The organism is Flexivirga endophytica (genome assembly GCF_014640635.1).
Classification (GTDB): domain Bacteria; phylum Actinomycetota; class Actinomycetes; order Actinomycetales; family Dermatophilaceae; genus Flexivirga; species Flexivirga endophytica.
Map to the genome: position 1 here is coordinate 99,291 of NZ_BMHI01000005.1, position 14,766 is coordinate 114,056.

Sequence of the window (14,766 nt, forward strand, 5' to 3'; positions counted from 1 at the left end):
ATGCCGAAACGGGTCCAGCGGGCTGTCAGGTAGGCATCGTGTCGGCCACGAAATGGCGCAGTTGCTCCAGGTTGCGGCACTCGTGCATCGGCACGACCGTGCGGTAGCTGCGCACGGCGGAATCGCCCTGTGTCCACAGAGTGCTGGGCTCGGGGTTCAACCAGGCGATGTGGCGCGCGCGGTCCCGGATGCGCTCGAGGTCGGCGACGTTTGGGTCGGCGAAGTTGGTGCGTGCGTCGCCGAGAACCAGCACGGTCGACCGCTTGGTGATGGCGTCCAGGTGGCCACGCGTGAAGGTGCGCAGCGCCCAGCCGTAGTTGGAGTTGGTGCCGCGGCGGATCAGCTCCGGTGTGCCCAGCGCCCAGCTGGTCAACGAGGTGCCCGGCGGCAGAGCGTGCACCACATCGGTGATCTCGGCCGTGCTGCTGATGAATCCGAAGACCCGGACCCGCCGGAAGTGCTGGTGCAGCGCCTGCATCAGCAGCATGGTGAACGTCGAGAAGCCGCCGACCGATCCGGAGAGGTCGGCGAAGAGGATCAGGTCCGGGCGGTGCGGGGCGCGGCGGCGGTATGACGGTTTGATCGGCACCCCGCCGGTCGACATGGACGCACGCAGGGTGCGGCGGACGTCGATGCTGCGGCGACCGGAGCGCTCGCGGGCGGTCATCCGGGCGGCGAGTTTCCGGGTCAGTGGGTCGATCTCGCGGCGCAGCTCGGCCAGTTGCTTGTCGCCGGAGCTGATGAAATCGCGGCGCCGGAGCGAGGACGGCACCGCGAGTTGCGCGAGGCGATCCCGGTCGCGGAGTTCGGCGTTGCGACGGCGGGACTCGGTCTCGACACGCGCCCGGAAGTCGTCGACCCGGCGGCGCAATTCGTCGCGGTCGACCCGGTCGGTGAGTTGTTCCGGGCGGGTCGGTGGGCGGTCCCAGGGGTTGACCGCCCAGGAGGTGTCGGCGGCGGCGGAGGCCGAGGGCGCCATTCCGGAGCCGGGACCGAGCGCGTTGCCCTCACCACCGGCGCCTTCCTGCGTCGCGCGCAGTTGCTGGTGGGCGTCGGCGATGGCCCGTTGCGGTGCGAGGGCATCCAGGGTGCGAGCCGAGCTCCAGCCGCGTTCGGGATCGGCGGGGTCGACCTGGCCGAGCAACTCGACGGCGGCACCTGCCAGCCGTTCCAGCTCGGCGTCGTCACCCGTCGCCAGGGCACGGGCCAGTTGATCGAGGAGGTCGCTGTCGTCGTCCGCCTGCTCACCGGTCGCTGTGCGTGCGCCGGTGGCCGCGGGGAAGAAGATGTCGAAGAGCTGGTCGAACGTCGCCCGGTCCTCCGCCTGCCGGACCATGGCGGCCGCCATACCGGCGCGCAGGCGGGTGCGGTTGTCGAAGCCGAGCGCCTCGGCGACCCGTGCCGCGTCGGTCACCTCACTGGGCCCGACGCGTATGCCGTGCCCACGCATCGCCGCACCCAGTCGGATGAATCGGTGTGCGACAGCAGGGGACTCAGGCTGAACCGGCGAGGTCACGATCAAGATCCAGCTTGCGCAGTGCGAGCTCGATGTCGCTGTTGTGCTTGAGGATCACGCCGAGACTGCGCCGGACGACCGCCGGGTCGAGCTCGGTGGCGCCAAGGCTGAGCAGGGTGCCCGCCCAGTCGACGGTCTCGGCGACCGAGGGCGCCTTACGCAGCTCGAGCGCTCGCAGCGCTCCGACGACCCGCACGATCGAGGCTGCGAGTGCGTCGGGCAGGTCCGGCACGTGGGACGAGACGATGCGTTGCTCGAGCTCGGGGGACGGGTAGTCGATGTGCAGGAAGAGGCAGCGGCGGCGCAGCGCTTCGGAGAGCTCGCGGGTGGCATTGGAGGTCAGCACGACCAGTGGCCGGTGGCTGGCACGCAGCGTGCCCAGCTCGGGGATGGTGACCTGGAACTCCGAGAGCAGCTCCAGCAGCAGGCCTTCCATCTCCTCGTCGGCCTTGTCGACCTCGTCGATGAGGAGCACCACGGGCTCCTCGCTGCGGACCGCGGTCAGCAGCGGGCGGGGGAGCAGGAACTCCTCGCCGAAGATGTCGGTGCGCAACTCGTCCCACTCGGCGCCCTGCTCGGCAGTGATGCGCAGCAGTTGCTTGGCGTGATTCCACTCGTAGAGGGCGCGCGCCTCGTCGACGCCTTCGTAACACTGCAGCCGGACCAGCCGCTGGTCGAGCGACTGCGACAGCGCCGCGGCCAGCGCGGTCTTGCCGACACCCGCCGGTCCTTCCACCAGGATCGGCCGGCCGAGGGCAGCCGCGAGATAGACGGTGGTCGAAATCTCCTCGGACGCAAGATATCCCGCGCTCTGCAGAGCGCGGGACACCTCGTCGACGGAGTTGAAGCGCGTCGCGCTGTCGTCACTGCTCACGGCGACAACGCTAACCCGCGATGTGGTCGATCAGGACGCGACGCCCGCCTCCCGCACCAGACCCATCGCCACCTCGGCCACCTGTGGCGGTATGCCGAACCCGCCGAAGGTCTCGCCGAGGGTGGCTGCGGTGATGGCGTCACCGATCGCCTTCATGGCGGCGTTCCAACCGGCGTTGTCCTTGAGCAGGTCGTGGGGCGTGGCTATCGGCAGTGGCAATGGCGCGCCGTAGTTGATCCTCGGTTGCTGCGCGATCCAGTGGTCACCCGGATGCGAATACGCACCGAACGGATCGAACTTGCCGTAGCCGTGGTCGCCGGATCGGTAGCCCTGCACCTCGTTGGCGACGGCCAGTGCATTGGTGAAGGGGTTCGCCGCGTTGCAGATCACGTCGTTCTGGTTGCAGACCTCGCTGACGTCGACGTCCTGGAAGTCGCGGGGTCCGGGAGCATCGATGGTCGGCAGGTTGGGCAGCATCGTCAGCACGCCTCCGGCGGGGCCTTCGATGCCCTTCGCGTGGGGCGCGCGGCGCGGGTCGCCATACAGGACGGCATTGAGCTGGTTGTGCGGTATGACGCTCTTGTGCGCCAACGACTCCACGACGTTGCCGGCGACGAGCGCGCCGAAGGAATAGCCGAGGAACGCGATCTTCGCGTTCGGGCAGGCGCGGTGGTAGTCGACCGCCTTCCGCTCGAGACTCGGGACCGCCTTGGCGACGGTCTCGTTGAGCGTGGTCGGATCGATGACCGGGATGATGCCGTTCTCGTAATAGAAGATCTCGCGATCCCAGCCGGGGACGGAGGTCACGTTGCTCATGCTCGCTCCGCCGAAACTGGCCGCGGACTCGCCGCTCTTGTATCCGTCGACGAGAAAGATCTTGTTGGAACAGCCGGCGCCGGAAGCGGCAGGCGCTGCGTGCAGCGCGGCGGCGCCGAGTCCGGTCGTCAGCATGGCGATGCTCGCGACGGTGGTCACCGTTGTGCGAGTAATCGATTTCTTCCGGTGCACTGTCGGCTCCTCGGTTGGCGCAGGTGGTGTCTTGCACGCTACGAGGGGTTCGCCGAGAACAAAACAGCAAAGCAGCCAAGATTGAGTAAATGATTCACCAAAGGGTGAAAGTTGGATTACGGCGTTCGGCGCAGCGCCCGCAGGTCGGTGCGACAGCGTGCCTCGACGTCCCCGAGATCGCGCAGGGTCTGCTCGATGTCCGCGCGACGCTGCTCGAGGTCGGCACGCCGGGCGGCGATCTGCGCCAACAGGTACGTGAGCTGTCCGGCCTCGCCGGGCGTCTCGTCATACATGTCGATGATCGTGCGAATCTCCTCCAGCGGGAAGCCGATCCGCTTGCCGCGCAGGATGAGCGCGAGTCGTGTCCGGTCGCGGCGGTGGAAGACCCGGACGGTGCCGCGGCGCTCGGGGGAGATGAGGCCGAGCTCCTCGTAGTGCCGGATCGTGCGGTGCGTGACGCCGTACTCCTCGGCGAGCTCGGCGATCGTCCACGTGCTGGCTCGCTCCGGGGTTGTCATGGTCGGCAAGCATGCTTTACGTTTACGTCAACGTCAAGCACGCGAGACGTGCCGCACCGATCCGGAAGGACCCGCCAGCCACATGTTCGAGTTGACCCAGGAGCACGAGGAATTCCGGCAGTTGGTGCGCGACTTCGCCGAGAAGGAGGTCGCTCCGCACGTTGCGCAATGGGACCTCGATCACCACTTCCCGACCGACCTGGTGCCGAAGATGGGCGAGCTCGGACTCTTCGGGCTGGTCGTGCCGGAGGAGTACGGCGGCGCGGGCCTGGACGAGGGCGGCTTCACCTACCTGTGCCTGGCCATCGAGGAGTTGGGGCGGGTCGACCAGTCGATCGGGATCACCCTGTCGGCCGGCATGGGGCTGGGGATCAACCCGGTCCTGACCTACGGGTCCCAGGAGCAGAAAGAGCGCTTCCTGCCCGATCTGGTCGCCGGTCGTGCGTTGGCCGGTTTCGGCCTGACCGAGCCGGACGCGGGCTCGGACGCCGGCGCCACCCGTACCAAGGCGGCGCTGGCCGACGGGCAGTGGACGATCAACGGTTCCAAGGCGTTCATCACCAACTCGGGCACCGACATCACCTCGGTGGTCACGGTGACCGCGCGCACCGGCACCGATGACAAGGGCCGTGCCGAGATCAGCGCGATCATGGTTCCTGCCGGGACGCCCGGCTTCACCGCCGAGCCGGCATACAACAAGCTCGGCTGGAACATCTCCGACACTCACGGTTTGACGTTCGCCAATTGTGTTGTGCCGGAAGGCAATCTGTTGGGGGAGCGTGGCCAGGGCTACCGGCAGTTCCTCAAGACGCTCGACGACGGCCGCATCGCGATCTCCGCGCTCGCGGTCGGCCTGTCGCAGGCGTGCCTGGAGGCGGCGACCGAATACGCAAAGACCCGAACGGCATTCGGCAAGCCGATCGCCGTCAACCAGGGTGTCTCGTTCCAGCTGTCCGACCTGGCCGTGATGGTCGAGGCGTCCCGGCTGCTGACCTACAAAGCCGCCTGGCTCAAGGACGAGCTGGAGGCCGGCCGCCGCTCGGTCGCCGAGGTCAAGCAGGCCGCCTCGATCGCCAAGCTCTACTCGACCGAGTCGGCGGTCACCGCGACCCGCATCGCCACCCAGATCTTCGGCGGCAACGGCTTCATGGAGGAGTACCCCGTGGCGCGGTTCTACCGGGACGCCAAGATCCTGGAGATCGGTGAAGGCACCTCGGAGGTTCAGCGGATGCTGATCGCTCGCGGCCTAGGCTTGCCCGCATGACAACTAATGCTGATCGAGCGCGCCCTGAGGAGCCCGTGAGGGACGAGCGGGCGTCTCGAAGGGTAGCGGGGGAGCGAAGCGGAGGAGCGTATCGAGATCAGGAAGGTCTCGATACGGCCTCCGCTAGCGCTCCGGCCTACTCGACCAGCTTGGGTGACCCACGGGTGGCCGACGTCCGGGAGCGGCTGGCCGCGGCACACGAGGCGTCACAGACGTTGTCGGACAAGGCTCGCGCCAAGCTGGATTCGCAGAACAAGCTCTACGTGCGGGACCGGATCGCGCTGCTCTTCGACGAGGGCTCGTTCATCGAGGACGGGCGCTACGCAAACTCGGTCGCGGGCAACCTGCCGGCCGACGGAGTCGTCACCGGGCGCGGCACGGTCGACGGGCGCTCGGCGATCGTCGTCGCCAACGACCCGACCGTGAAGGCCGGCTCGTGGGGAGCGCGCACTGTCGAGAAGATCGTGCGGGCAACCGAATCCGCACTGCGCGAGGAACTGCCGATCTTCTGGTTCGTCGACTCCGCCGGCGCGCGGATCACCGACCAGGTGCAACTCTTCCCCGGTCGCCGCGGGGCGGGACGGATCTTCCACAACCAGGTGGCGTTGTCCGGCAGGGTGCCGCAGATCTGCTGCCTCTTCGGCCCGTCGGCTGCCGGCGGCGCCTACATCCCGAGCTTCACCGACGCGATCATCATGGTCGAGGGCAATGCGTCCATGTATCTCGGCAGCCCGCGTATGGCGGAAATGGTTGTCGGAGAGAAGGTTTCGCTCGAGGAGATGGGCGGTGCCCGGATGCACTGCACCGTCTCCGGCGTCGGCGATCTGCTCGCCGAGGACGACACCGAGGCCATCGAGCTGGCCAAGCTCTTCTTCTCCTACCTGCCGACGACCTGGCGCGACGAGCCTCCGACATACATCGCGGAGGAGCCGGAGGCGCCGCTCACCGACACCGCGGTGCCGGAGATCGAGAGCCAGCCGTTCGACATCCACGAGGTCATCGACGGCCTCGTCGACGACGACTCGTTCTTCGAGATCAAGCCGCTCTTCGCCCCCGAACTCGTCGTCGGCCTGGGCCGGATGGACGGCAGAACAGTCGGTTTCGTCGCCAACAACTCCGCGGCCAAGGGTGGCGTGCTCTTCACCGACAGCGCGGACAAGGCGACCCGGTTCATCTGGATGTGTGACGCCTACTCGATCCCGCTGATCTACCTGGCCGACGTGCCGGGCTTCATGATCGGCTCGGAGGTCGAGCGTGGCGGCATCATCCGGCACGGCGCCAAGATGGTGTCGGCCGTGTCCGAGGCGACCGTGCCGCAGTTCTGCGTCGTGGTGCGCAAGGCGTATGGCGCCGGGCTCTATGCGATGTGCGGCCCGGGTTTCGGGCCGGACGCGACCATCGCGCTGCCGACCGCACGCATCGCCGTGATGGGTCCGGAGGCTGCGGTCAATGCGGTGTATGCCGGAAAGATCGCCGCCATCGAGGACGACGTCGAGCGGGCGGAGTTCGTGCAGGCCCGCCGCGAGGAATACCTCGAGGACGTCGACCTGGAGCGGCTCGCGTCCGACCTGGTCATCGACTCGGTCGTCGAGGCGTCCGACCTGCGGGCCGATCTGCTGCGCAGGCTGGCGCATGCCGCCCGCCGCGATCGCGCCTTCAGCGAGCGTCGCCGCGCCATACCGCCGGTCTGAAAGTCGCCCAGGTGTCAACTTTCGGCGGATGTGCGGACGGCTCGCCGCTGCGAGACTCGTCGGAGACGACACCACCGAAAGGGATGCTGATGAGTCACGACGCCTGGGAGGGCACGGTCGCCAAGAAGTCCCGCGGACTGCTCGACGGCTCGAACATGTACCGCCGGTTGAAGATCCGTTGTGCCGACGGCTCGACTATCAAGGCCCGCGTCGGCAAGGACCTGTGGAACAGCCTCGAGGTCGGGGACCGGGTCGTGAAGCGGGCGGGTGAGGACCCGGTCAAGCAGTAGCACCGCACCCGCCGGCGGGTCGCGCCGTGTCGGCGACGCTCCGCAGGATTCCGTGGATTTCCGTGCGTGCGGATACCGTGGAGGGGTGTCAGCGCACTCGGTGGTCGATCAGGCACAGCGGAGGTTCCCGCCGCTGGGCTATCCCATCGCCGTCGTCTACAAGTTCTTCGACGACATGGGCAACTATCTCGGGGCGCTGCTCGCGTTCTATGCGTTCGTCTCGCTGTTCCCGCTGCTGATCCTCGGCTCGACGATCCTCGGAGTGGTGCTGAGCGGTGATGCCGCCCTGCAGCAGCGACTGATCGAGTCGGCTCTCAACGAGTTCCCGATCATCAACGACCAACTCGCCTCCCCGAACGCCCTGTCCGGCAGTTGGATGTCGATCACGGTGAGCACCGTGGTTGCTCTCTACGGTGCATTGGGCAGTGCGCAGGCCTTCCAGTACATCGCCAACAGTGTGTGGCAGGTGCCGCGCAACGCCCGGCCGAACCCCTTCGCTGCGCGGGGCAAGTCGGTCGGACTCATCGCGCTGCTCGGCACGGCGTTGCTCGCCACCATCGGTCTGACGACGGTGATGCCCCGCCTGGTGCATCTGGCGGGGCTGGCATCGTTCGGCGTCAAGCTCGGCACCGTGGGCATCGACGTGGTGGCTTTCATGGTGGCCTACCACGTGGCCACCAGCCGATCCCTGCGCTGGCGCGACATCTGGCCGGGCGCGGTCTTCGCCTCCGTGATGTGGCAGGTGCTGCAGCGCTTCGGCAATCTCTACGTCGAACACGTCGTGCAGCGCAACAAGGAGACCGGCACCCTCGCGGTCGTGCTCGGCCTGATGCTGCTGTTGTTCATCGCCGGGATCATCATCGTGCTGAGCATGGAGATCAATGCGGTCTGGACGTTGCGGTTGTGGCCGCGGGCGCTGCTGACGCCCTTCACCGACAACGTGGAACTCACGGACGCCGACGTGCGCGCATACGGCGGGTTGGCGCGTGCCACCCGGCTCAAGGGCTTCCAGCAGATCGAGGTGGGCTTCGACAGGCCACCCGAGCTGCCAGAGTCACCGGAGAGCGACGAGGACTCCGGGCACGAAGCGCTCCCACTGCCGCTGGACTTCGGCGACGGTGACGAACCGGACGGGCCGAGCACCGGGCCGCAACGGGGTGGGCCCACGGCTACCGAGCCGATGCCGACCCGCGCGTCCCAGGCGCCGGACGAGGCGCACCGGTTGCCCGCTCGCCATCACGGTGCCGCACGGCAGGAGGACGAGCGCACCATTCCGCTGGTCCGGCGGCACTCAGAGGCCGTGGAGACCACGGAAGCCGCGGACGACGAGGACACTGCACCCGTCATCCGCGGCCCCTGGTCCGCCGAACGTTAGAGCGAAGCGCGAGCGGCGGTCGCCGCCGTCACGAGGTTCGCGAGTGCGGACCGGACCTCGTCCGGGCGCCGGGTCTTCAGGCCGCAGTCCGGGTTGACCCACACCTGGCGGGCGGGCAGCGCGCCGACCGCCTTCTCCAGCAACGCTCGCACTTCATCCGCGCTCGGCACCCGGGGCGAGTGGATGTCGTAGACGCCCGGACCGACCCCCTTGGCGTAGCCGGACTGCTCCAGCTCGTCGGCCAGCGACATACCGGATCGGGTCGCCTCGAGGCTGATCACGTCGGCGTCCAGGTCGTCGATCGCGGCGAAGATGTCCCCGAAATCGGCGTAGCACATGTGGGTGTGCACCTGGGTGGTGCTGGCAACCGAACTCGTTGCCAGCCGGAAGGATTCGGTCGCCCAGTCCAGGTATGCCGCACGCTCGGACTTGCGCAGCGGGAGCGTCTCGCGCAGCGCCGGTTCGTCGACCTGGATGACCCGGCAACCGGCGTCCTCCAGGTCGGTGACCTCGTTCCGCAGGGCAAGTGCGACCTGCCGGGCCGTGTCGCCGACCGGCTGGTCGTCGCGCACGAACGACCAGGCGAGCATGGTCACCGGCCCGGTCAGCATGCCCTTGACCGGGCGCTCGGTCAGCGACTGCGCGTACTGCCACCAGCGGACGGTCATCGGCTGCGGGCGGGACACGTCGCCGAAGACGATCGGCGGTCGGACACACCGGGTGCCGTAGGACTGCACCCAGCCATGGGTGGTCGCCAGGTAGCCGTCGAGCTGCTCGGCGAAGTACTGGACCATGTCGTTGCGCTCCGGCTCTCCGTGCACCAGCACGTCCAGACCGAGCTCCTCCTGGAGCGAGATGACGGCCGAGATCTCGTCCTGCATCGCTGTCTCGTATGTCGCCCCGTCGATCTCGCCGCGCCGCAAGGAAGCTCGCGCCTTGCGCACTGCGTCGGTCTGCGGGAACGAGCCGATGGTCGTCGTGGGCAGCAGCGGGAGTCCGAGCGCCTCCTGCTGCTGCGCGCGCCGCTGGTCGAAGGGCGTCGTACGGTGCGCGTCCGCGTCGGACACAGCCGCGACGCGACTGCGCACGGCGTCGTCATGGGTGCGGGTCGATGCCCGCCGCGAGGCGACTGCTCGCCGCGATGACTCGAGGGCGGCTGCCGCTGCCGACTCGTCGTCGAGAGCGGTTGCGAGAGTGCGCACTTCGAGCACCTTCTCGCGCGCGAAGGCCAGCCAGCTGCGGACCTCCTCGTCGACGGCGGTCTCGCGGGATGCGTCGAGCGGGACGTGCAGCAGCGAGCAGGAAGTGCCGACGACGAGGTCGTCGACCCGTGCGTCCAGGCGGCGCAAGGTCGCGAGCCGGTCATCGACGTCCGCCACCCAGACGTTGCGGCCGTCGATCACCCCGGCGACCAAACGCTTGCCGGACAGTCCGTGCTCGAGGATCGCCGTGACGTTGTCCGGCACCGTGCAGTCGATGGCCAGACCGTCGACCGGTGCGTCGGCGAGCACCTCGAAGGCATCCTGCAATGCGGCGAAATAGCTGGCGATCAACAGTTTCGGCCGGTTGGTCGCCGTGCCGAGCCTGTCGAGCGCGTGCCGCGCGGCGTCCAGTACCGACGCCGGCTGGTCCAGGACCAGGGCCGGTTCGTCGATCTGCACCCAGGCCGCGCCGGCGTCGTGCAATGCGCCGAGGATCTCGACATACACGTCGAGCAATGGCTCGAGGAGCGTCAGCGGATCGAAGTCCGCGGGAGCGTTCGGTGCCGGCTTCGACAGCAACAGGAAGGTGAGCGGGCCGACGAGCACCGGGCGGGCGGTGTGCCCGGCCTCGGTCGCCTGCGCGAAGTGCTCCAGTTGCCGAGCCGGGTCGGCGGCGAACGTCGTCGTGGGGGACAGCTCCGGCACGAGGTAGTGGTAGTTGGTGTCGAACCACTTGGTCATCTCCAGCGGTGCGACCCGGTCGTTGCCGCGGGCCATCGCGAAGTAGACGTCCAGGTCGGTGTCGGCGGCGGCACGGTAGCGCTGGGGGATGGCGCCCACCGTCCACGCGGTGTCGAGGACGTGGTCGTAGTAGGAGAAGTCGCCGGTCGGGACTTCGTCGATCCCGTTGTCGGAGAGCAGTTTCCACGCGTCAGCGCGTAGTCCTGTCGCGACGTCGTGCAGCTCGCTCTCGCTGGTACGTCCCGCCCAGTAGGACTCGATCGCTCGCTTGAGTTCGCGTCGCGGTCCCTGGCGTGGCCAACCCAGAACGGTGGCATCGGTGTGTCCGCTGATGTGTTCGGTCATGCGCTCGGTCATGGAGAACCTTTCCTTCGTGACCCACCCGAGAGGTCACGGAATCGGCCGAACCCGGGTCCGGGCTCGGGCGACAGGCAGGTATTCGGACTCGTGAGCACGCCTGATCCGGCGCCTACTGTCCGTCGCTTCCCAGCCCGATGGGGCCAGTGCGTATGACGGAGGTCGTTCTCACATACCGCTGCGGGGCAGTCCCGGAGTCACACCGGGTTCCCTCTTGCGTCGCGGCCCCCGGTCACTCGGAGGACACGAACCTGTCGCGCTCCGCAGCCTACCGACGCCTGCTGGAACGCGCGTCACCCGCCGGCAGCCACATTGCGGCGCTCTGGCCGCGAAGGTGTGATCGCTCAGGTCAGGTGGTCGAAGTCCCCACGGACCCAGGCCGCGTGTCGCTGTGCCGAGTCCTGCACGGCGGCAGCGGCGTCGGTCGGCACGGCCAGACCGAAGTTGTTCCAGATCTCTTCGTAGGCAAGCGGTTTCACTCGCTCGGCGATGCGGAGCACGACATTGCCCGACAGTGGGATCCGGTTGGGATAGGAGCGCATGAAGCTCACCGTCCGACGGTCCGGGTTGGACATGATCGTGTCGCCGCTGAGCAGCGCGCCGCGACCGTCGGCGCCGAGCGCCCAGTGTGCAACGGCGCTTCCGGGGAAGTGGCCGCCGATCCGATGCAGCGTGAGTCCGTCGGTCAGCCCCAGCTCGTCGCCCCACTCGGTGATCGCCGGACCACGCCGGCCCAGCCAATCGGTGTCGGCGGCATTGACGTGGACCGGTGCGTCGTCGAACGCTGCTGACCACTCGAGCTGTACGCCGAACATGTGCGGGTGACTCGCAGCGATCCATCGGATGCCGCCGCGCTCGGTCACCGCAGCGATCGCGGCGTCGTCGATGAACCCCGGCGGGTCCCACAACAGGTTGCCTTCGGGGGTCTGCACGAGCAGCGCGGTCTGTCCGATGCCGACATCGGTCCGCAGGCCGGTCAGCCCGGGTCGGAGGTCGAGCACCTCGACCCGGTGACCGTCCGCGGCAAGCTTCGACAGGTCCGTCCAGACCTGACCGTTCTCGGGAACGTATTGCCGTTCATCGACGCAGATCGGGCAGTCGCGGTCGGCAGCGGTGTCGTCATACTCCACGGCACACGTGGCACAAGTGATCATGCGCACCATCCTGGTACTTCAAGCACGCTTGAGGTCAACGGAAATCGTCAACCGGCGGTCTCGGCGACCATGCTGGTGTCGCGGGTCCCGAACTGAATCCCCTTCTGTTCCTTGCCGATCAGAGTCAGCGCGATGACCGCTATGAAGACGGGCACGATGGTGACAGACAGTGCGAACGGATAGCCGTGCGACGACGCGAGGGCCTCCTGGATCGGCAGGTTGAACGCCGCCAGGCAGTTGCCGAGCTGGTAGGTCACGCCGGGGTAGAAGCCGCGGATCTCGTCCGGCGACAACTCCGTCAGGTGCGCCGGTATGACGCCCCACGCGCCCTGCACCATCACCTGCATCAGGAACGAGCCGAGGATGATCATCCCCAGCGAGGAGGAGTACGCGAACAGCGGCACGATCGGCAGGCCGAGGACCGCACACAGCACGATGAGCGTCCGGCGGCCGTAGCGCTCCGACAGAGCACCGGCGATCGCGCCGCCGACGATGGCGCCGAGGTTGTAGACGACCGCGATCCAGGTGGCCGTCGACTTCGCGAAGCCGAGACCGGAATCGACGGTCTCCTTCAGGAAGGTCGGATAGACGTCCTGTGTGCCGTGACTCATCCAGTTGAACGCCGTCATCAGCAGCACCAGGAAGATGAACCGCTTCCAGATGGTCGGGCTCTTCACGATGTCGCCGACGCTCGTGGTGGTCGACTTGAAGCGCTGTCGGCTCTCGCGCCATACCTCCGACTCCTCGACCCTCGCCCTGATCATCAGCGAGATGAGCGCAGGCACGATCGACAGAGCGAACATCCACCGCCAGTTCAGTCCCCACCACGTGTTGACCACCAGGAACGCGAGCGATGCCATCAGGTAGCCCATCGAGTAGCCGCCCTGCAGGATGCCGGAGAAGAAGCCGCGACGCTCCGTCGGGATCTTCTCCATCGCCAGCGCGGCACCCAGGCCCCACTCGCCGCCCATGCCGATGCCGTAGAGCATCCGCAGCACCATCAGGACCCAGAAGTTCGGCGCGAAGGCGCACAGGAAGCCGACCACCGAATAGAACGAGACGTCGACCATCAACGGGATGCGCCGTCCGGCCCGGTCCGCCCACAGCCCGAAGATGAACGCACCGACCGGGCGCATGATCAGCGTCATGGTCGTGATCAGCGACATCTCGGTCAGTGACTTGCCGAAATCCTTGGCGATCTGGGCGTAGATCAGCACGACCAGGAAGTAGTCGAAGGCGTCCATCGCCCAGCCGAGGTATGCCGCGGCGAACGAGTTCCGCTGGTCCGAGGTGAGCTTCTGCGAGTGGCGGGTGATCGACATACGGCTCCTTCATCGCGGGCGATGGATAGCTGTGCGAAGGACGAAGCTAGACCCGCTGTATGGGTGCCCGCTGGATTCGCGGCCGACGACTCGGCGTCATGACCAAACCCTTACCTTCCGGTGGCCCATCGGGGGGCCCCGGGGTGGCAAGGTGTTGGGTCGTGACAGTGCACGAGAGGGGGCGCGCGACGGTGGGGACCGACGACGCGGGGCGATCAGCGCTGCCACCGTTGCGGCACAACCGGGACTACGCCTACCTGATCGCCGGTGGCGCCGTCTCGAGTCTGGGCAGCCGGATGAGCAACATCGCCTTCCCGCTCATCACGCTGGCGGCCACGGGTAGCCCGTTCGCGGTCGGTCTGGTCGCCGGAACTGCCACGATGGCACTGGTTCTCATCGGCATTCCCGCCGGAGCGCTGGTCGACCGCTGGGATCGGCGCCGCACGATGATCGCCGCTGCATCGCTGGGCGGCATCGCTTATCTGTCGGTCGCTCTCGCGGCGTTCGCAGATCGCGTGACCGTGCCTCACCTGATGCTCGCTGCCGCGTGCGGCGGCATCGCCAACAGCTTCTACACCCCGGCGGAGCAGGTCGCCGTGCGCAATGTCGTCCGCAGGGACGACATCCCTCGAGCGGCGGTCAACAACCAGGTGCGGTCGGCGACGGCCGGTCTGGCCGGACCGCCGATCGGCGGCTTCCTCTTCGGCATCACCCGTGGGCTGCCGATGGCCGCCGATGCGATCACCTATGCCATCGCGATCTTCTGCGCGCTGCGAGTCCGGACAACGCTGCCCGGCAAAGCCCGCTCGGACCGGGAGGCGCTGCTGCCCTCCATCCGCACGGGGCTCAGCTTCCTGTTCCAGCATCAGTTGCTGCGCACCATCACGCTGCTGTCCACGGTGCTCAACTTCGCCGGCACCGGCTTGGTCGTCTCGGTGACCATCACCATGCAGCAGCGAGGCACGGCGCCGGCGTGGATCGGCGCCGTTTCGAGTTCGATGGCGGTCTCGATGCTGGTCGCGTCCTTGCTGTCCGGCCGGATCCTGGCGCACCTGAGCGTCGGGCTGCTGATGTTCCTCACGCCCATCGTCGGTGCGGTCGCGTTCGCCGGCATGGCGTTCGTGCATGCGCCGCTGCTGCTGATGCTGCTGATGGCGTGTGCGACCTTCCTGCTCGCGCCGTGCAACGCGGCGGTGGTTTCGGTGCTCACCTCGCGGACCCCCGAGGACCGCCTCGGCCGGGTGATGAGCGCGGACAACGTGCTCTCGCTCGTGCTGACCGCGCTGGCGCCCGCGACGATGGGCTTCTTGATCGGCGCCGCCGGTGGTGAGCGTGCGATGGTCGGCTTCGCGGCGTTGCTCGTGGTGTCCGGTGTGCTGGTGCTGCCGTTCCCGCGGTTGATGCGTATGTCGGCGGTCACCGGCAGGGACGACACCGCTTCAGAGGCGGCCTGA

12 protein-coding genes and 1 riboswitch are annotated in these 14,766 nt (G+C 67.9%); of the genes, 5 read left to right on the top strand and 7 right to left on the bottom strand.

Annotated features, from left to right (window positions below; all coding sequences use genetic code 11):
- Positions 1 to 25: 25 nt before the first annotated feature.
- From IEX71_RS15745 to IEX71_RS15760, 4 genes are all read right to left on the bottom strand, one after another.
- Positions 26 to 1,516 carry a VWA domain-containing protein gene (locus IEX71_RS15745; RefSeq protein ID WP_229749784.1) on the bottom strand — a complete coding sequence of 497 codons (1,491 nt, stop codon included), beginning with the start codon at positions 1,514 to 1,516 and terminating at the stop codon, positions 26 to 28.
- Positions 1,494 to 2,390, bottom strand: coding sequence for an AAA family ATPase (locus IEX71_RS15750; RefSeq protein WP_188838014.1), 897 nt, complete (start codon positions 2,388 to 2,390; stop codon positions 1,494 to 1,496). The genes IEX71_RS15745 and IEX71_RS15750 overlap by 23 nt, the downstream gene beginning before the upstream one ends.
- Positions 2,391 to 2,420: 30 nt before the next feature.
- Positions 2,421 to 3,365 (bottom strand): cutinase family protein, encoded by a 945-nt coding sequence (locus IEX71_RS15755; RefSeq protein WP_188838015.1) that lies wholly within the window; start codon positions 3,363 to 3,365, stop codon positions 2,421 to 2,423.
- Between the two features lie 149 nt (positions 3,366 to 3,514).
- Positions 3,515 to 3,916, bottom strand: a complete 402-nt coding sequence (locus IEX71_RS15760; RefSeq protein WP_188838016.1) for a MerR family transcriptional regulator — start codon at positions 3,914 to 3,916, stop codon at positions 3,515 to 3,517.
- A gap of 82 nt (positions 3,917 to 3,998) precedes the next feature.
- Here IEX71_RS15760 and IEX71_RS15765 point away from each other — a divergent pair, with 82 nt between their 5' ends.
- The 4 genes from IEX71_RS15765 to IEX71_RS15780 all read left to right on the top strand — a co-directional run bounded on the left by IEX71_RS15765 (position 3,999) and on the right by IEX71_RS15780 (position 8,536).
- Positions 3,999 to 5,180 carry an acyl-CoA dehydrogenase family protein gene (locus tag IEX71_RS15765; protein ID WP_188838017.1) on the top strand — a complete coding sequence of 394 codons (1,182 nt, stop codon included), beginning with the start codon at positions 3,999 to 4,001 and terminating at the stop codon, positions 5,178 to 5,180.
- Positions 5,181 to 5,329: 149 nt separating this feature from the next.
- Positions 5,330 to 6,871, top strand: coding sequence for an acyl-CoA carboxylase subunit beta (locus IEX71_RS15770; RefSeq protein WP_229749785.1), 1,542 nt, complete (start codon positions 5,330 to 5,332; stop codon positions 6,869 to 6,871).
- An 89-nt stretch (positions 6,872 to 6,960) separates the two neighbouring features.
- Positions 6,961 to 7,161 carry a DUF7489 domain-containing protein gene (locus IEX71_RS15775; protein WP_188838019.1) on the top strand — a complete coding sequence of 67 codons (201 nt, stop codon included), beginning with the start codon at positions 6,961 to 6,963 and terminating at the stop codon, positions 7,159 to 7,161.
- Between the two features lie 85 nt (positions 7,162 to 7,246).
- Entirely contained in the window at positions 7,247 to 8,536 is a 1,290-nt protein-coding gene (locus IEX71_RS15780; protein ID WP_229749786.1) for a YihY/virulence factor BrkB family protein, read from the top strand.
- Here IEX71_RS15780 and metE read toward each other — a convergent pair.
- The 3 genes from metE to IEX71_RS15795 all read right to left on the bottom strand — a co-directional run bounded on the left by metE (position 8,533) and on the right by IEX71_RS15795 (position 13,312).
- The gene (gene metE / locus IEX71_RS15785) at positions 8,533 to 10,836 is read right to left on the bottom strand and encodes a 5-methyltetrahydropteroyltriglutamate--homocysteine S-methyltransferase (protein ID WP_229749787.1); all 2,304 of its coding nucleotides are present in this window, start codon (positions 10,834 to 10,836) and stop codon (positions 8,533 to 8,535) included. The genes IEX71_RS15780 and metE overlap by 4 nt on opposite strands.
- Positions 10,837 to 10,892: 56 nt before the next feature.
- Positions 10,893 to 11,106, bottom strand: a riboswitch (cobalamin riboswitch).
- 74 nt (positions 11,107 to 11,180) lie between these two features.
- Positions 11,181 to 11,990, bottom strand: a complete 810-nt coding sequence (locus tag IEX71_RS15790) for an MBL fold metallo-hydrolase (RefSeq protein WP_188838020.1) — start codon at positions 11,988 to 11,990, stop codon at positions 11,181 to 11,183.
- A gap of 47 nt (positions 11,991 to 12,037) precedes the next feature.
- On the bottom strand, positions 12,038 to 13,312 hold the full coding sequence (locus IEX71_RS15795; protein WP_188838021.1) for an MFS transporter: 1,275 nt from the start codon (positions 13,310 to 13,312) through the stop codon (positions 12,038 to 12,040).
- 161 nt (positions 13,313 to 13,473) lie between these two features.
- On the opposite strand from IEX71_RS15795, the gene IEX71_RS15800 reads away from it, so the two are divergent.
- Positions 13,474 to 14,766: an MFS transporter gene (locus tag IEX71_RS15800; protein ID WP_188838022.1), complete on the top strand. Its 1,293-nt coding sequence runs from the start codon at positions 13,474 to 13,476 to the stop codon at positions 14,764 to 14,766.